An 18053-nucleotide genomic window follows, 5' to 3' on the forward strand; every position below is an offset into this window, starting at 1 on the left:
GTGGACGGGCAATCTAGCAAATTCGCGAGGGAAACGCCGCTGCTGGAACGCGGCCGCGACAGCAGCGCCCCAGCGAGCTCCATCAATGGCGCAACGGCAATTGACAAGCCCGGTCCAGAAGTCATCGGGCTCAAGACGACCCTCCGGCCGCTGGGCGAGCCACTAAAGTCCGAAGAGAGCTCCGGTGGGTTGACCCGGCGTCTGTCTCACGCGAGCGTTTGGGCTCTGTTCATCTATGCCGGAGGTGCCGCGTTGACCTTCGCGGCCCAGCTCGTCATTGCCCGTCTGGTGGGCGTCGTGAGCTATGGCATCTACACCTACGCGTTCGCCTGGATCACACTCCTGTCCTACGGTTCGACTCTCGGGTTTCACGTGTCAGTCTTGCGGTTCGTGCCAGCTTATGAGGCGACGAACCAATTTCCGATGGCGCTCGGCTTCATCCAGTTTGGGTTCAAGGCAAGCGTCGCTGCGGCGTTTCTAGTCGCGATCGTTGGCGCACTGATCGTGACGGGATCGCCTCGCAATTTGGATCCGGAACTTGCCACCAGCATGTTGATAGGCATGGCAACGCTTCCCTTGATCACGATCTACCTCGCCGGCGCCGGCATTGTCCGCGCCTTTGGAGGAGTTGTTTCGTCACTCCTTCCCGAGCGCATTGTCCGGGACGGACTTGTGCTTGCGCTCCTCGGCCTGGCAGCTTTTTTGACGCCGTGGCACATGGACGCGACGATTGGGATGTGGACGCTGCTGGTGAGTTCAGCCGTCGCAGTCTTCATAACGGGTGTGAACGTCCGGCGCCTTTGGCCCGCTGACCTGAGTTCCGTGCAGCCGGCCTATGCGCTCCAGGACTGGTGGCCTTCCCTTCTTCCAATCACGATCATGACGTTCGTGGACATCCTGATGGGCCGCACGGGAGTGATGTTGTTGGGATGGAGCGGGGTCATAAAGGGCGCCGGTATATTCGCGGTCGGATCGAGCATGGCGATGCTGCTTACTCTGCCGCGGGTTGCCGTCAGCACGGCTTTCGGTCCCGCTATCTCGCGCCTGTTTGCGCGCAAGGATTCGGCCGCCCTTCAGGCACTGTTCGGTAGGGCCACCGTATTGTCTTTTGCTGGTGGCGCGGCGCTGGCGCTCCCCCTGCTTGTGTTTACGGAGCCGCTGTTGCGTGCGTTTGGCGGCGAATTCGCCTCCGGCGTACAGATTACTCGGCTTCTGGTGATCGGACAGCTATTGGTAGCCGCAACCGGGCCTCAGCAGCAACTCATGATTATGACGGGCCATGAACGCGCCGCCGCCATACTGATGTCTGTCGTTGCAACGTTGAATGTCCTCGGTTGTGTCGTCGGTATCGCGATGTACGGCGCAGTCGGGGCAGCCATTGTCACCAGCGCGATGATGGTGATCTGGAGTGTCGCTCAGGCAGTCTATGTCCATTTGCGCCTAGGGATTCTTCCAGGATCGATGTGGCGTTTGAGAATGCGTGCGGATCCGCGCTGATTTCCTGGCGCAATGCTACGCGCAAACCGCGTATGATTGTCATTCGTTCGCGTGATGCGAGTTCTTTTCTCGGCGTTTAGTAATCGGACTGAAACAGGCGATGTTTCTTACCGGGCTATGGGGAAAGCGCTCGCACTTGTCAATTCCGCTGGCGGCAGCAAACGGACATTGGGGAATGTGGATGCTCACTGCCGCAACGCAGCTGGTGGCGCGACTGGGTACAAGGGTCGTCGGAAACTTCCAGCGATCAGCAGGCGTCTTGAGAAGCGAAGGGCTTGGTCGATTCCTGCAGCTGTCGGCCTTATCGCTGAGCGAACCGCTTAGGTCGCAATGGCTCCGTCGTCGCGTTGCGGCCGATGCAAGACAGGCATTGTCTAAACTCGATACGGCAACGAAAAGACGCGGATTGTTTATCGATTGCGGTTCAAACATCGGCCAGGGATACAAATTCTTTTCTCGATACTACACGCCCGACCGCTACGATTACGTTCTAATCGAACCCAACATGAATTGCCTCCCGCACCTTCATGCTTTGCGCTCAGAAAAACTGACGATGGAGATCGTCGCCAAGGCGGCAAGCGTCAAAGATGGTTATGCCGAACTATTGGGTCCCCCTTCAGACCGGCCGGAACCTACCCATGAAGGTTGCTCGATTGTCCCTATACACAACGAAAGCTTGTATCGATCGCAGCGATTTGCGCGGGACCTTGTTGAAACGTTTTCGCTATCGCAGATGATCCGGGCGAAGAGTGATCTATACGACGTTGTCGTTCTCAAACTCGATGTCGAAGGGGCAGAGTACGAGATCCTTGATGACATGATCAGGTCCGGGATCCATCGTGATCTCTATGCCGCATATGTGGAATTCCATTCTCTCTACATGAGGAATTCTGAGAGACGAAAGAAACGCGCCGTGGAACGCAAAATGATCCGTGCTTTCCTCGATGCGGGCACACGCTTCAGCAGATGGATTTAGCGTCTGTCATAGGACGGATATGCGTCGGTTGGTTTGCCAAATCCTTCGTCAAGATTTGGATCATGTCGGGCTAGGGGGTAGTATGCAACGCCAGCGTTTCGGCAAACCGGTTCGGGTCGCACTGGGGAATTCCAGGAGAACGACCTATTCTGTCCAGCGTGTCGCCCAAGCTGCCCACATCCTTCCGATTCGTTGGCTCTCCGCCACCAGTCAGAAACATGTGGATGCCCGCAACGCCTGCCTTGGCGCACTCGAACGGCAGAAAGATGAGCACTTCGAGTGTTTTCCAGAACCATCCGGCGGCTGGGTGGTATGGGACAACGACGCCGACGAACCGGCGATGCTGTCCGGGACAGTACTCAGTGGCGTTTCGGAACGCGAGGCTTACATCATCATTGATATTCTTAACGGATTTGGCGGTCGATCAGTGAATGTCGACACGCTAGGATCTCAGCGCATCTTTCCAGTGTGTAATGAGCCTGATGGTATTGTGGTCTCGGTCGCGCGAGCTTCTACCGTTGAAAGTCAGCTGTCTATCACTGCTGTGCAGCAGCTGTACCTTGGGAAATCGCGCGCTGCCGGTTTTAGTAGACAGGAATAGGGCGCTACCGAATCAGACGAGGAAATTCGCATGGCAACCCTCCATTATGCATCAGGTGGATCAGCCGCTGAAGTCGCAACCGCCGGATTCAATCTGGTTGACGTTCAATCCGTCGAGCAGCTCAACGCTCTACCGGCCGGCATGAAGGGCTTGGTCTGGCTCAACGAGGTCAATGGGGCATCATCGTCCTTCATCCAGAAAGTCACTCCCTTCCTTGGCAAACCGAAGCTGTTTGGCTTCTTCCTTGCCGACGAGCCGGATCCCACCGGCAAATGGGGTACCTACGCAACCGCCGCGAACCTGAAGGCGGAGTCCGACTGGATCCATTCCCATGTGCCAGGCGCCAAGACCTTCATCACCATGATGGACGTGGGTTCTTCCGCGAATCCGGATTTTTCGAATACCTACAATCCTGCCAACAGCCATATCGACTACTACGGACTCGATCCCTATCCGGTGCGGACGGGAACAAGCACGGTCGATTACAACATGATCGACAGAACCGTGGCCGCCGCTGTGGCGTCGGGTGTCCCAGTCAGCCAGATCGTCCCGGTCTATCAGACGTTTGGAGGCGGCAAATTTACGACCGATACGGGCGGCCAATATGTCGTTCCCACCACGTCGCAGATGCAGACAATGGTCGATCATTGGGCCACGCTGGTTCAGTCACCTGCCTTCGATTATGCGTACGCTTGGGGTTCTCAGCAAGGCGACACCGCGCTTGGAAACTCACCCGCACTGCAAGCCTTCTTCCTTCAACACAATGCAGAGCGTTTTTAGCTTGGCGTCGCGCTGAAAGGCGGCTGGCGAGAGCGCGCTGGGGTGGATCGCGACGGTGAGCTAAAAACGTGTTGGACTAAGCCGCCGGCAAGGGTGGCCGCTATGGGACGCGGCGATTGAAGGCGTGGCGTGCGCCGAAAGCGGCACGGATATCGGTTCCGGCATGTGAGGATCGGCGCCGCGCCCTGCCTGGGAGAGGTTGCCAGTGATGACGGCGCACACTTTTGCGGACCGGCTCAGTTTGGCTTCCGAGCGGGCCGGCGCGATGCTGATGACAAGGAAGGCGACGCCCCTGCTTCATGACGTATCCTGGTATGGCGGGCGTGCAGTGACGCCGTCGAATGTCTCGATAATGATCATCTGCCCATGATGACAGGCCGGGCATTGTCTGAGGGAATGCCCGGTGATATCCTCGTAGCGGTCGCGGTAGTCCTTTGCGGATCGGCTGTCCGACGGCTCGGGAACCAGCAGGTCGTGGCAGTGGGCGAGCTTTTGCGCCCAGTAGCGATTGCCGAGAAAGCCGTAATAGCGGATGCGAGGAAAGCCCTCGGGCAGGAAGCGGCGGATGAACTCGTCGGCCGAGACGGTCATGACCTTTTGCCGATTGTCGTGCCGATAGTCCTTCCGTCGGAAACGAACGGCGCCATCCTCGATGTCGATGAGGCGGTTGTTGGAGATGGCGACCCGATGCGTGCAGCGGCCAACGTAGTCGAGGACCTGCTCCGGCCCGGCAAAGGGCGGCTTGGCGTAGACCACCCACTCGGCCTTTCGAAGGAGTGCGAGAGTGCGCAGGAAGGCGTCGCGCTCGCTCAGGGCCTGCAAGCCAGAGAAGAACTGCAACTGGTCGGCGTCGAAGGCTTTCTTCAGATGCTCCAGAAACAATCGTCGGAACAGGCGTGAGAGCACCCGGACCGGGAGGAAGAAGCCGGGCTTGCAGGCGATCGGTGGTGTCGCCTTAATTGCCTGCGACGCAGAAGGGATGGCTGAGCGGCTTTCATGAGGCAGTCGACAACGTGATTTCGCTCCAGGCCACCATGGCTGCGGCACGAAGTTCGCGACGATCGGCAGCTGTGAGATGTTTGCGATGGAGATGGAAGAGGTTGGCGATTTGGCTGTGGATTGAAACGAAACGCTGGCATTGTCGAGCCGACTTGAACCGCATCGTGCCTCGCTCTCATCGTCGCATAGCCAGATGGGAATTCTCAGCTCGATTGTTGGCCTTTGTGCGAACGATGCTCAACGCCCCGCATCAATTCGGCCTTTGCTGCAGAGTATGAGCGGAGCTTTGTCGGTGATCATGACACGCGGCGTGACGCCTTGGCTTTTCAACAACTTTCGCATCAGCCGAAGAGCGGCGTTCTTGTTGCGTCGGCTTTGCAGAAGGGCATCGAGAACATAACCATCGGCATCGACGGCGCGCCAGATCCAGTATTTGTTTCCCTTGATGGAGACGACCATTTCGTCGAAATGCCACTTGTCGGCAAAGCTGCCTCGCGATCGCCGCTGAAGATGGTGGGCAAATTGCGACCGAATTTGGAAGCCCATTCCGAGACAGTTTGAAACGAGACATCGATGCCGCGCTCGGCGAGAAGATCCTCGACGTGACGCAGGCTCAGCGGAAACCGATGATACAGCCATACCGCATGGGCAATGATCTCGGCTGGGAAGCGGTGGCGCTTGTAGCGTTGTACCATGCTGTTGGTCGGAAACCTGTTCATGGCCTTCAAATATCATGCCGAGCGGCATCTATTCGTTAAGGCGACGCCACCTCCCATCCTGTTTGTCGCCGAATCTCACCCTGTTTGTCGCCGCGCACCCCATGACCCGGCATGGCTTGTTCCAGCCTTCAGGCGCAGGCACTCAGCCTCCGGCAACGAACCCACGCGCGTCCATGGTGATCATCGGCGTCGACAGGGCTGCGTCCGACCGCACGCCGAGCCGACGATGCCGCACGGCCGGAAGACGAGGCGGTCCGTGTGCATCAATCCCGGCGCTTCCCGACGGCGGTCACGCCGTCCCCGAAACCAGCCGAAATCCGAAATCCCCATAGCAATCGCCCGTGGCCCGCACGTTCGTTCCTCGGGGACTTTCGTACGCCTGCCGGCGCCTGTTCACGGTCGGCCCAATCAGTAGCCTTTCTCTTTGCAATCGATCACGGCCGACCTTATCGGTGGTCGTACGTACCTTGGTGTTCACGCAGTCGGCCAACCACGCGAATGTCTCGATTTTGCCTTCGGCGGTGTTCATTGTCGCCGACTGCGGTCAACCGAGGAGCGACGGCAGTCCCGTTTACCGCGTCCTCTGCGCCTCGGTTTCGAGGGAAAGGCTCGAGATTCATGGTTCCGGAGTAGGTTTGACTGGCGCACAAATGCCGAACACCTATACTGGGAAGATCAAGAAAGCGGGTTCGCCGTGAGCAAAGAGTTCAGTGTTGCCAACGCTTATGGCACGGGCCGCGCCATCTTCATGGGACTTGAGCTGCTCGTCGCGCCCGGTGCGCTCGTCCCCCGGCCAGAGACGGAGTTGCTCGGCATGACGGCTCTTAGTGTTTTGCATCTCATGAACCTGCCGGCGCCGCGCATAGTCGACATGTGCTGCGGCACTGGCAATCTGGCGTGTGGCATAGCCCACCACGTCCCCACCGCACGTGTCTGGGCGAGCGACCTCACCGATGAATGCGTCGAAGCGTCACGCCGTAACGCCGCCCATCACGGCATGGCTGACCGCGTTTCGGTGCTTCAGGGCGACTTGTTCGACGCTCTCTCCGGCCTGAGGCTTGACGGGACGATCGACGTAGTCGTCTGCAATCCGCCCTACATTTCGGAAAAGCGGCTTGAGAGCGACCGCGCGCATCTGATCGAGCTTGAGCCGCGTGAAGCGTTCGCAGCCGGCCCTTACGGCCTTAGCATCCATATGCGGGTGGTGAAAGACGCGCCGCGATACTTGCGGCCTGGCGGCATCCTGCTCTTCGAGGTCGGCCTTGGCCAGGACCGGCAGGTGCTGGGTCTGCTGGAGCGCAGCAAGGCATACGAGAACATCCGCGCTATCTCGAACGAAGCCGGCCAGGGCCGGGTGGTTCTGGGACAAGCAAAGGCGCAGGCATGAGCCGGGCGGAAAACTAGGCTTTACGCCGACAATCAGTTCATTTTGCGGATGACGTATTGGGCAATCCCCTCAATGGAATCGAGGTTTTCAGGCAAGAGTTCGCTATCTTCGACGGTGATGCCAAAGGTCTCCTCGATAAAGCCGATAATCTCAAGCACCCCCGTAGAGTCGACGATGCCTTGATCGAGCAAGGACGTGTCGCTCACCAATGCCTTCGTGTCGCTTACGTAGAAATTCGAAACCAGGAAATCGCGAATTTGCTCGCTGTAGGTTTCGGTGCGGCCCTTAGTAGTCAACATGAATTCGCCCTCCGTTGCGACACCAAAAATTTAGCGACTTCGTCCAAGAGCCCGCCTCATGACAGGGCCGTTTTCTTGAGTTTGCCCGTGTCTGTCATCGGCAGGCTGGCCACGACGACGATGGACTTCGGAACCATGAAGTTTTCCAGTCGTTTCTGGCACTCCTTCTGCAATTGCTTTTCGCCGATGGTTCTTCCATGCTCCATCACGACAAACGCCTTCACCGCCTGCCCGAGGAGTTCGTCCGGAACACCGATGACCGCCGCTTCCCGGACCCCCGGAATATCCATAAGCACGTTCTCCACCTCCTTCGGCGCCACCTTCTCGCCTCGCGATTTTATGATCTCGTCACCACGGCCAACGAAGTAGAGGTAACCTTCCGTGTCCATCCGGCAGTAGTCGCCGGTGTACAAGACCTGCTCGCCCGGTAGCGGGCCGGGTTTGAGCTTCCTGGCCGTCGCCTCCGGCTTGGCCCAATAGCCCTTCATCACCGTTGCTCCGCGAATGACGAGCTGGCCAACGACTCCGGGGCCGACCCGGCTGTCATCCTCGTCGACAATCCACATTTCCGTGTTCGGAATGGCGATCCCGACGCTCAACGGCTTTCGCTCGAGATCCTCCGGCGGCAGATAGGTGCATCGCTTGCATTCGGTGAGGCCGTACATGGAATAGATGCGTGCGCCCGAAAACAGCTCCTGGAGCATGAGAATGTGCTTGAGCGGCAAGGCTGCCGCAGTGTTGGTGACGTAGCGAATGCTTGAGAAATCCTGATCTTTCAGGGATTTGAGTTCAGAGAGTGCCGCAAAGATGGTCGGCACGCCGGGAAAACCCGTAACCCTCTCTTGCCTGATCAGCCCAAGGATCTGCGCCGGGAAGGCGAACGAGCGTTCGAGCACCAGCCGGGCGCCGGTGCGAAACGCCATGATCATCTGGTACAGACCGTAGTCGAAAGCGAGGGGCAGGACATTGAGGATCACCTCGTCTTCGCCAAGCTCAAGGTACGAGGCGATAGACGTGCACGCGGTCATCATGTTCCTGTGCGTCAGCATCACGCCCTTGGGTTCGCCTGTCGAGCCGGACGTGTAGATGATGGCGGCAAGATCGATATCGATGCAGCGGCGCGCCGGCGGTGCGCAGCTGCCGGTGGCGACCGCCGTGTCCCAGCGCACGGCATGCGGCAATCCAGCCAACTCGGCGTCGTCGATCGACCCGGAAACGATCATCCGGAGCAGTGACGGGCAGTTGCGAGCCGGCTCGCGGAAGATCGAGTGCAGATGACCGTCCGTGATCAGCGCCGTCGGCCGGCAGTCGTTGAGCAGATAATCAAGCTTGTCGCTTTTGGTGAGCGGGTTGACGATGCACACCACGGCATTCGCCTTGAGCACCGCCCAGAAGCTGACCACCGTCTCGACGGTGTTGTCGGCGAAGATGATCACCCGATCGCCGCGTACGACCCCGGCTGCGGCCAGATGCTGCGCGATTGCATCGGAGCGCGCTTCTAGCTCACCATAGGTGACACGTTGCTTGCCGCACACCAGCGCCACCTTGCCGCCGAGCCGGCTGGCGGAGTGGGTGAGGTAGTCGTGCAGCAGCGGTACGGCGCCATGCATCATGCAAGTACCTCTTCCCGATGCTCGCGGTCGACGTCGACGCTGAGCTCAACCGGGCGAGCCCCGCTGGGACGGCTCGCGACAAACTGTTGGTGAAGGAGCTGGGTCGACAGCACGCCGACCAGCGCCATGTTGTCGGCGTTGGACAGATCTCCGTCGCCGGTCCTGGCCTGGCACTTGCCGAGCAAGCGCGCGACCGACTTCGGATCGAAGACATTCGCCTCGCGTAGCGCCGTCTCCGAAAGCGCTTCGCGAATGTAGGCCGGTGCGTCGTCGGCGACGAAGCAAAGCGCGTTGGGCGCCCGGAATGGCTGCTTCTTGCGCGTTACTATTTCCGACGGGACGATCGGTTCCGCCACGCGCTTCAGCACGTGCTTCTCGTCGAGGACGCGCAGCTTGTAGGCAGCTGGAAGCGAATTCGCGAGCGTCACAAGTTCATCGTCCAGGAACGGGAAGCGCCCCTCCACGGAGTGAGCCATCAGCATCCTGTCCCCTTGCGAGGAAAGCAGATATCCGGTCATCAACGTCTGGACCTCGAGATACTGGTCCTGCGCAAGAGAGCTCCATCGCGAAAACTCTGCAGGCAGGCGGGCGAGCAGCTCCGACCCCGCATTGCGGTGCTCGGACTCGGCGCGCATGTCCGCGGAAAACAATCGCTTGATGGCGCTGGTGGTGCGCCAGCGGGTGTCATGGGCAAAGCCGGGCGCGTCGTAGGCCTGGATATCGCGTCCGAAGAACTGGCGCGCCATCGCTTGCTGATGCACCGGCGAGCGGGTGAGATAGGGGTAAAGGCGTTCGAGGAGCCGCGAGCGTCGTGTCGATGCCGGCTGGCGCCCCCAGAACCGGCGGACCTTGCCTTCGCGGAACAGGTCGTAGCCAGCGAACATTTCGTCAGCCCCCTCGCCGGTCAGCACGACCTTGATGCCACGCTCGCGCACCAGTCCCGAGAGCAGGAACAGCGGCGCCGGGGCCGTCCTGAGGATTGGACGCTCGGTGTGGTAGATCACCTCCGGAAAAATTCCGGCGATATCGCTGCGCGAAACCACCACTTCATGGTGCTCACTGCCGGTCGCCTCGGCAACCAGGCGCTGGAAGCGGGTCTCGTCATATTCGGCGTCGGCAAAACGCAAGGAGAAGGTCTGGAAGCGCTCGCCGGCGAAGCGCCTTCCCAGTGTCGCCACCAGCGAACTGTCCAGCCCGCCGGACAGGTAACAGCCGACCGGGACGTCCGCGCGCACTATCCTGAGCGCCGTCGCGGCCTCAAGGGCGCTACGCACCTCGTCCGCCGCGTCGTTGCGCGACCCGGTGAATTCGCCGTGGCGCGGTCCGGGACCTTCGGGATAGCGAGGCTTCCAGAAGGCCTGCTCGCGAACGGTGCCATTGTCGTAAGTGCGGACATGCCCTGGCACGAGTTCCTTGATCCCCTGAAATACGCCTTGCGGTGGAACGACTGTCCAGAGCGTGAAAGTCTGATCGATGCCGGCTGGATCAAAGGCGCGGGGTATGGCCGCATCGGCCGCGAAAATGGCCTTCACTTCGCTGGCGAAATAAAGGCGGCCCGCGTGCTCGCAGAAATGCAGGGGGCAAATGCCGAACCGATCGCGCGACAATACGAGACGACCCGCTATTGAGTCCCAGATTGCGATTGCCCATTGGCCGTTCATCCGCTCGAAGGCAGCTTCGCCCCACGCACGATAGGCATGGATGGCGACCTCTGTGTCGCTGCGGGTGCGGAAACTGTGGCCGAGCGCGACCAGTTTTTCCCGCAGCTCGAAATAGTTGAATATCTCGCCGTTGAACACGATCCAGGTCGTGTCGCCGGTGTCCGCAAGAGGCTGCTGGCCGTTGGAAAGATCGACGACGGACAGACGGGCATGCGCCAGTCCCGCACGTTTGTCCCGGTACAGGCCGCGCTGGTCCGGGCCGCGATGCACGAGCGTGCCCACCATGCGCATCAACGCTTCGCGCGAAGGAGGAGCCGCGGCGGCGCTCAGCGACACGATTCCAGCGATGCCGCACATCCCGGTCAGTCCTCGGCCATTGCGGCGGACAGCAAAGGCCGCGCGTGAAGATAGTGCGCGGCACGCCGTTTGGCGTCGATGTCCTTGAAGACTTTCTGAAGCTGGGCCTCGGTGAGGCCGGCAACCGCCGCGACCTCATCGGCCGAGATCCCGTGGTTCAAGCCGTAGAGGCACAGATCCATCAGATGATAAGGCAGCGCGAAATAGAATTCCTCCTGGCTCTGCGCCATGGAGAATGTGTCGGTGGTCGGCGGCCGCCGCCGGATTTCCTCGTCCACCCCGAGATATTCCGCCAGTTGATAAACCTGGGTTTTGTAAAGGTGAACGATCGGCATCAGGTCGGCAATTCCGTCGCCCTGCTTGACGAAAAAGCCCTGGTCGTACTCCAGGCGGTTTGGTGTCCCCGCCACCGCGTATTTGAGGCGGTCCGCGTGGTAGTATTCAGTCATCTTGCGCAGGCGCTGCTTGTAGTTGGTTGCAGCGACAATCTGCAGATAGGCCGCAGGCGACAGCCGCACCGTGTCGACCTTGCCCTCTGGATCCTGGACCGTGAGCCGAGTGATGTTGAGGCCGTTGCTCTCGAGAACAGACGCGAGCACCAGCTTGCATTTCCAGCCGTCCCCATAGTCGGGAACGACGGTTTGGATCGCTTCGATCTGACGGCGGTAGGCGCCGATGGCCTCCAGAGCCGGTGCTATGTCCTCCAGGACGTTGTCAATGCCAAGCTGTGCCGCGACACGGCGGCCAAGCCTTAGCGAGTCACCGGAGGAATCGCGCTCCGGCATGAACAGTCCCAGGACCTTGTCCTTCCCGAACGCGCGTGTGCACAAGGCCGCGACGACGGAGCTGTCGATGCCCCCGGAAAGGCCGACAACCACGCCGCGGCGACGGAGCGCGCCAAGAACCTGCTCGCGCGAGGTGTCAACGATGCGATCGACCTCCGCACGAGCATCGACCACCAGCACGTCCTTGCTGAATCCCGAAATCACGTCGATGACAGATCCTCCCTTTTGCGAGACTCGGCTGGCGAGTAGGTTTGCACCACGGCCTTCTCGATGAGCGGACGGTTGATGGCGAGATGAGGCTCTACGACCAGGTCGATGTGGTTGCCCATGATCGCAACCACATACCACGTGTGCCAAAGCGCTATCCCAGCCCAAGGCCAGAGGCATTCCCTCCCGACGACATCGGAACAGGGTGCCGGCGATCGGCAGAGCGGGCTTCGGCTCTGCCAGCCACTTGAAGAAGGACCGCGCCCGCAAGACCTCCTGCAATTCCAGTTTGGTTCTGAAGCTCGTCGCGTTGAACTGTCCCTGGGCGTAGCGGTCGAGGATCCTGGCGAGATACGCCTCGCAGCCCATTGCAACGGTGATTTTCGCAAGGGCGCGGCAAGCCATTCGGTAGGCGGATATGCGATTGGTCCGGATGCGATGGAATGTGCGGGAAAGCGTCTCCCAATGATCGCTCGGCTCGGCCAGAAGGCTCGTATCGAGGACGCCCAGGAACTTTACCGATCGCCCCGCGGCCAGAAGCCGTGCCGCAACCTCGAAAGCAACCGCGCCACCAAGCGAATGCCCGAGAAGTCGTACGGGACCGGCAGGTTGGGCGCGGCTGATCTGCTCGAGTGCGGCGACAGCCATGGCGGCGAGAGTGTTCTGTCCGCCCAATATCGCAGTAAGGGCAGGATACCTGATGGGGCTCACCCTGGCGACTTTGCTCATGGCGGCTGCGAACGCAGCAAGGCTGGGGCCATAGCCGACGGATCCTGGAAACAGGAAAAGAACAGGGGGGTGGCGCTTCTGCACGCGCTGTTCGCCTGCCTGCGCGGACACGACCGCCTCAACCATCTCGTCGACGCTCATTCCGACGGTGAAGGCCTCAAGGCCTATCTCTTGCCCGATGGCGCTCTCGATCGCCATGACGCAATGCAGCAGCTTCAGCGAATCTCCTCCTGCATCATCCCAGTGTCCCGCGGCAACGCTCGTGTTGAGAACCTTGGTCCACGCATGCTGCACTATTTGATGGGTGTTCAGCTCGCTTCCTGCAGCGGGCGGCTGGGCAGCGGGCGCTGTCTTTCTGTCTGAGATGTCCATCTGCGCGAGGGTCGCCATATCGACCTTCCCGCTCAGCAGGCGCGGGATCTCGGCGATCGCGTGCAACCGCAACGGACGCAGCGGCGGCGGCAGCGTGGTTCTGACAAGCCGGCGGAGCTCGTCGGCAAAGGCAGCCCCGGCGGAGCGCTGGGGAACAGCGAATGCGATGAGTTCATTTTCCGCCGTCACGATTGCCACGGCATCCTCCACCGAAGGCGCGCAACGCAGGACCCGTTCGAGCTCGGCGGGCTCGACGCGTCGACCATTGATCTTGATCTGGCGCCCTTTGCGGCCGATGACCTGCAGCAGGCCATGATTGTCCAGCTGGACGAGGTCACCCGTGGCAAAGACCCGAACATCGGGATCGTCCGGGTCCGGTTGCGCGGGAACGACGGCACCGTTCTCCCAATGACCAAGCAGGACATAGGGGCTTCTGATCAGAAGCTCTCCACTCTCGCCTGCCTGAACACTACGTCCCTCTTCGTCGACAATCGCGAATGCAATTCCGGGAAGCAGCCAGCCGACCGGAACCGATGCACCTTGCTCCGGCCAGTTCGGCGGCAAGAACCATTGCGAGCCGGTGGTCTCCGTTGACGAGTAGCCGATCTGGATCAGGCAGCGGTCGGAAACGGCCTTGCGCAGCAAGGCGATGTCGGTCCACGACACCTTCTCACCACCGATCCGGGCCACTCTGAGTGACCGGAAGGCGTCAGCGGGGTCCTCCGCCAGGAGCGCCCGAAGCAGCGCCGGCACCAGATAGGTGACCGTCACGCCTTCGGCTTGCACCCGAGCGCGGACGGCGCGCAAGCCGACCGCCTCGACCTCGAGAAGATGCAATGTGGCTCCCGTCAGCAGCGCGGCAAGAATCTCCCGGCAACCGGCAATCGTGGCCGGCCCGGTCAGAGGCAGGAAAACGTCATCCGAGTTGATATGGCACGCGTCGACATATTGCCGGACCCGCCACAGCAGGCTGCGTTGGCTGTTGACTATGCCCTTTGGACGGCCGGTGCTGCCTGAGGTGTAGAGCACGATTGCGGGCGCATCGACGGAGACGGAAGAGGGCTGGGGTTGCAGAGGCGTGCCTTGACCTCCCGGCGCGACGCTGGTCGCGACATCGATCCAGCGCACCGCTTGCGGCACACCGGCGGCGCGGACATCTCGGTCGCCGATGATGGCCGAGAGCCGCGCGGCAGCCACAATCTCATTGATTCGCGAGCTCGGATCTCTAGTGTTGAGCGGGACCGAAGGCCTCCCGGCCGCCATGCTCGCCAGCATCGCCACAGGGTACCAGGCCGAGTTGGCCTGAAGGATTCCGATCGCCTGTCCTTCGGGGACGAAAGCAGCGATCCGATGCGACAGCGTCTCGACAACCCGAAAAAGCTCAGAGTAAGTCAGGCGATTGGCGCCGTCGCTGATGGCAAGCTTGTCGGGATATTGGCCGGTGATGTTTCTCAGATGATCGAAGACAGCAATTTTCGCGAAATGGACGCCCGTCCGTTGATAGGGGCGCAAGACAGGGCCGCCCTCGTCAAGAGCATATCCAGGGACGTTTGACCATCTAGAGGACGCTGCTGGTTGAAAATCCGCCTGTAGATCTTGATCCGCCGCTTCTGATTGCAAGTACTCCGGAGACATACAGAGCCCCGCCAAGGTTGATGTCGACCATCGCTCGCCGCTGGAATCTTTTCATCAATCATTCGGATGATGCCTCGATCTTGACCAGACAGCGCTTCCCACCCCTGCCCGGAAGTTCTCTAATCCCTTTCCAGCAACGGCCGGTTCGCCCCAAGGTCCCCCGACCGCGAGACGCTTGCCCAAGGCCAATCCCGCGTGCCACCGGCAGCAGGTATAGCTTTTGATCCGGAGGCGGGCGCCTCCAGAATATGCTGAGGCCAGCCAACATCTTGCCCATGTACCGATGCGAGTCCAATCGACGTCGCCTCGATCCGATACGTCCGCCATCAGCGTGTCGCGTGAATACATGTCTTCGACGCTGCAAACTCGTGATCGAGGTGGCGCTGCTCCCGTCGGGCAGGTCCCATAGCCTTCTCAAGAGTCCGCGGATCCGGACAGTCATTCAAATGAACGTTGGTGTGGTTTGTAATCCGGCTAAGCTCTGATCCGCAGGTAAATGACAGCTTGCTCGGAGACGCTTGGGCATTCCGCCATGATCATCGAGTTATTTGGGCCGCCTGGCGCAGGCAAGACCACGCTTCTTCGCGGCCTCTGCCGGAGGATGGCGAAACACGGCATCAACGTGAAGACAGTGAACGGGTATCGCCTGATTGAATATGGGTCGACCCAGGATGACGGCCCGGAGGCGCGCCATGCCATTGGTCGTATTGGCAGAAAGATTGCCACCTCTGGTCCTGTCTTGCTATCTACCTTGCCAAAGGACGGTGTCGCGGCGCGGCTTCTAGCATCAATCCCTCTACGAAGCCGCACATGGTCATGGCGCATGAAGGTCGACATCGCTCTACTGTGCGAGTCCTGGCGTAAAGCGCAGGAATCGGAAGGCTACTTCATTTTTGAAGAAGGCCTGATCCAGGCTTTGTGTGCGCTGGTTGTGCTGGCGCGAACTCCAAGCATTGACGTGGTTCGTGACAGCTTGGCGTTCCTGCCGCGACCAGACCTCCTTGTCCAGATCGATGCGCCACAGGAGACATTGCGCCGCCGTCTTATGGATCGGCATGCGCAGCAACCGCTCCTCGAGGTCCTCCTGTTCGAACTCGGCGTGGACAGGGGCTTGAAGCAGGCCGATATCTCAAGGGAGATCGGCGAGTGCTTGCGCCAGGATGGATGGCCCTTGATACAAGTCAACGGTGCCGACCCTCACGATTTCGATAAGGTCATCACGCGCGTCTTGGGAGAGCATATTAATGAGACCGCCCTAGAGTGAGCATGAATGACGTTCTAAATTAGATCAGCCACCTGATCACGACGGCGCTCACGGCCCCCACGGCGCTAGTCGTCACCGGCGACGCCAGCATGCTCTTCCTCGTCGTTGGAAAACCCCGGCATGATGTCGCCCGCCAGCAGCTTCTCCTTCACAGCAGCCCGGCGTCTTCCAGCGCCTCGAAATCCGGCAAGTCGCGTAGCGTGTCGAGGCCGAACTCGAGCAGGAATTCTTTCGTCGTGACATAGGTGTAGGGCGCGCCCGGCGTCGGACTGCGCGGGCCGGAAGCGATCAGGCCGGCGCCGCGCAGACGGCCGATCAGGTCACGGCTGATCTCCTTGCCGAAGAAGGACGACAGTTCCGCGCGGGTGATCGGTTGGAAATAGGCGATGCACATCAGGATCAGCACTTCGGACTGCGTGAGGTCCACCGCTTTTTCACTGCCGCCGACAGCGGCGCGGATGGCGTCGGCGTAGGCTGGCCGGGTCAGATGCCGAAAACCGCCGGCGACGGCGACCAGATCGTATGGGCGGCCGCGCAGTTCCTCCCGGATGTCATCGATGAGAAGGTCGATGTTGCAACTTGCGCCAACCACACGCGCGAGCACACTACGTGTGACCGGCTCACTGGCGGCAAAGATGGTTGCCTCGACGCGATTCATCCACTCGCGCCAGCGTGCCTCCGGCGGCAGGTGATCTAGGTGTGAGCTTTCGGGAGGTTGTCCATTCGGACCGGACCGGAGAGACTGGAGTTACCAGGCTTCAGCACTCACCGGAGGGTCCGAATGAACATCCACAAGAATGCCCGTCTCACGCCGCTGCGTCGAGAGGAGATGGCGCTGTCGGTGATAGAAGGGGCTTTTTCCAAAGCCCATGCGGCGCGCGTCTACGGCGTGTCGGCCAAGATCGTGGCGCGTTGGGTCGAGCGCTATAAGGCCGAAGGGCGGGCCGGCATGATCGACCGTTCCTCGCGGCCCGCCCATATGCCACAGGCCACCGCTGCGTTGATCGCCGAGCGCATCATGGCGCTGCGGCGGCAACGTTGGACCGGCAAGCACATCGCCCATGAGGTCGGCGTCTCGCCCGCCACCGTTAGCCGCGTTCTCAAGCGTGCCGGACTGTCGCGGCTCAGGGATATCGAACCGGCCGAGCCGATCCGACGCTACGAGCGCGAGCATCCCGGCGAGATGATCCATATCGACATCAAGAAGCTCGGTCGTTTCGAGCGCATCGGTCATCGCATTACCGGCAAGCGCACCGGCAATGCCAGCTCGCGCGGCAGCAGTTGGGAGTTCGTCCATGTCTGCATCGACGACGCCTCCCGCATCGCCTTCTCGCAGATCCTGCCCGACGAGAAAAAAGAAAGCGCCATCGCCTTCCTCAAAGCGGCGGTCGCCTACTACGCCAGCCTCGGCGTCGCGATAGCCCGCGTCATGACCGACAACGGCTCCTGCTACAGATCGAAGGCCTTCGCCAAGGCCTGCCGCGATCTCGGTCTCAAGCACGTCAGGACAAGGCCTTACACGCCCAAGACCAATGGCAAGGCCGAGCGCTTCATCCAGACGGCGCTGCGCGAATGGGCCTATGCCATCGCTTATCCGACTTCAGATCACCGCGCCGCCGAACTGCCTGTCTGGCTGCACAGATACAATTGGCATCGCCCACACGGCCTAAAGTCCAAACCACCCATCAGTCGCCTCGATCTAACCCTGGACAACCTGTTGAGGCTCCACAGCTAGCTCGCACGGAACCTCACGGCGGTCATCGACCACGCCAGCGTCAACGAGGTCGCTGAAGAAGTCGTAGCCACTCATCATGAACATGAGCCACGCGGGTGCTTCTGCTGCACGCGCCTTGTTAATTCGTCGCCTTACCGGCATCGGGTTGCTCCTAAGTCTGACTGCTACACCAAGCGAGCAACGGGTCGTAGCCAGCTCCCACGCATTCCGCCTCAAGCCTGTCGCATTCGTCGTCTTCTGCGGCGGTTCGTTCTTTCACCTGCCAGAGTGCCCATACGCGGCGCAGCGCCGTCGTCATCGTTGGCGCCGTACACCCAGATGACGCCGTCCTTAGGCTCGAGACCGAGGGTCAGGTCCTGGATGAGCGCTTCGCTGACATCGAGGTCCCTGGCGACACGTTCGACGGTGTAGACGTGATGCACCTTATTGCGCTGCAT

The 18053-nt window shown here is 60.7% G+C and carries 12 protein-coding genes and 4 pseudogenes; 7 read left to right on the forward strand and 9 right to left on the reverse strand.

The window, feature by feature from the left end; genetic code table 11:
* The 4 genes from BPNPMPFG_RS41075 (at position 1) to BPNPMPFG_RS41090 (ending at position 3854) form a co-directional block, all read left to right on the forward strand.
* On the forward strand, positions 1-1497 hold the full coding sequence (locus tag BPNPMPFG_RS41075) for a lipopolysaccharide biosynthesis protein (protein ID WP_258599330.1): 1497 nt from the start codon (positions 1-3) through the stop codon (positions 1495-1497).
* Between the two features lie 136 nt (positions 1498-1633).
* On the forward strand, positions 1634-2473 hold the full coding sequence (locus BPNPMPFG_RS41080) for an FkbM family methyltransferase (RefSeq protein WP_258599331.1): 840 nt from the start codon (positions 1634-1636) through the stop codon (positions 2471-2473).
* A gap of 82 nt (positions 2474-2555) precedes the next feature.
* Entirely contained in the window at positions 2556-3074 is a 519-nt protein-coding gene (locus BPNPMPFG_RS41085; protein ID WP_258599332.1) for a DUF982 domain-containing protein, read from the forward strand.
* A 30-nt stretch (positions 3075-3104) separates the two neighbouring features.
* Positions 3105-3854 (forward strand): hypothetical protein, encoded by a 750-nt coding sequence (locus BPNPMPFG_RS41090; RefSeq protein WP_258599333.1) that lies wholly within the window; start codon positions 3105-3107, stop codon positions 3852-3854.
* A 297-nt stretch (positions 3855-4151) separates the two neighbouring features.
* Here the strand turns inward: BPNPMPFG_RS41090 and BPNPMPFG_RS41095 are convergent.
* Together BPNPMPFG_RS41095 and BPNPMPFG_RS41100 are read right to left on the reverse strand one after the other, a co-directional pair.
* Positions 4152-4796 (reverse strand): annotated as a pseudogene (locus tag BPNPMPFG_RS41095) (IS91 family transposase); the annotation flags it as partial.
* A gap of 52 nt (positions 4797-4848) precedes the next feature.
* Positions 4849-5548: pseudogene (locus BPNPMPFG_RS41100) on the reverse strand (IS6 family transposase).
* A gap of 718 nt (positions 5549-6266) precedes the next feature.
* Between BPNPMPFG_RS41100 and BPNPMPFG_RS41105 the strand changes: the two are divergent.
* Positions 6267-6959, forward strand: a complete 693-nt coding sequence (locus BPNPMPFG_RS41105) for a N5-glutamine methyltransferase family protein (RefSeq protein ID WP_258599334.1) — start codon at positions 6267-6269, stop codon at positions 6957-6959.
* A 32-nt stretch (positions 6960-6991) separates the two neighbouring features.
* Here BPNPMPFG_RS41105 and BPNPMPFG_RS41110 read toward each other — a convergent pair whose 3' ends face one another.
* The 5 genes and pseudogenes from BPNPMPFG_RS41110 to BPNPMPFG_RS41130 all read right to left on the reverse strand — a co-directional run.
* Complete coding sequence (locus BPNPMPFG_RS41110) at positions 6992-7258, reverse strand: acyl carrier protein (RefSeq protein WP_258599335.1); 267 nt, start codon at positions 7256-7258, stop codon at positions 6992-6994.
* 56 nt (positions 7259-7314) lie between these two features.
* Positions 7315-8871 (reverse strand): class I adenylate-forming enzyme family protein, encoded by a 1557-nt coding sequence (locus tag BPNPMPFG_RS41115; RefSeq protein ID WP_258599337.1) that lies wholly within the window; start codon positions 8869-8871, stop codon positions 7315-7317.
* Positions 8868-10889, reverse strand: a complete 2022-nt coding sequence (asnB, locus tag BPNPMPFG_RS41120) for an asparagine synthase (glutamine-hydrolyzing) (RefSeq protein ID WP_258599338.1) — start codon at positions 10887-10889, stop codon at positions 8868-8870. The genes BPNPMPFG_RS41115 and asnB overlap by 4 nt, the downstream gene beginning before the upstream one ends.
* A 5-nt stretch (positions 10890-10894) precedes the next feature.
* Positions 10895-11878, reverse strand: a complete 984-nt coding sequence (nadE, locus tag BPNPMPFG_RS41125) for an NAD(+) synthase (RefSeq protein ID WP_258599506.1) — start codon at positions 11876-11878, stop codon at positions 10895-10897.
* Positions 11879-12430: 552 nt separating this feature from the next.
* Positions 12431-14617 (reverse strand): annotated as a pseudogene (locus BPNPMPFG_RS41130) (AMP-binding protein); the annotation flags it as partial.
* 532 nt (positions 14618-15149) lie between these two features.
* Here BPNPMPFG_RS41130 and BPNPMPFG_RS41135 point away from each other — a divergent pair.
* Positions 15150-15881, forward strand: a complete 732-nt coding sequence (locus BPNPMPFG_RS41135; protein ID WP_258599339.1) for an AAA family ATPase — start codon at positions 15150-15152, stop codon at positions 15879-15881.
* 65 nt (positions 15882-15946) lie between these two features.
* Here BPNPMPFG_RS41135 and scpB read toward each other — a convergent pair.
* Positions 15947-16578 (reverse strand): annotated as a pseudogene (gene scpB, locus BPNPMPFG_RS41140) (SMC-Scp complex subunit ScpB); the annotation flags it as partial.
* 84 nt (positions 16579-16662) lie between these two features.
* On the opposite strand from scpB, the gene BPNPMPFG_RS41145 reads away from it, so the two are divergent.
* Entirely contained in the window at positions 16663-17616 is a 954-nt protein-coding gene (locus BPNPMPFG_RS41145; protein WP_258599341.1) for an IS481 family transposase, read from the forward strand.
* Positions 17617-17828: 212 nt separating this feature from the next.
* On the opposite strand, the gene BPNPMPFG_RS41150 is transcribed toward BPNPMPFG_RS41145, so the two are convergent.
* Entirely contained in the window at positions 17829-18053 is a 225-nt protein-coding gene (locus BPNPMPFG_RS41150) for a hypothetical protein (protein WP_258599343.1), read from the reverse strand.

This window comes from Mesorhizobium sp. AR07 (assembly GCF_024746815.1).
Taxonomy (GTDB): Bacteria; Pseudomonadota; Alphaproteobacteria; order Rhizobiales; family Rhizobiaceae; genus Mesorhizobium.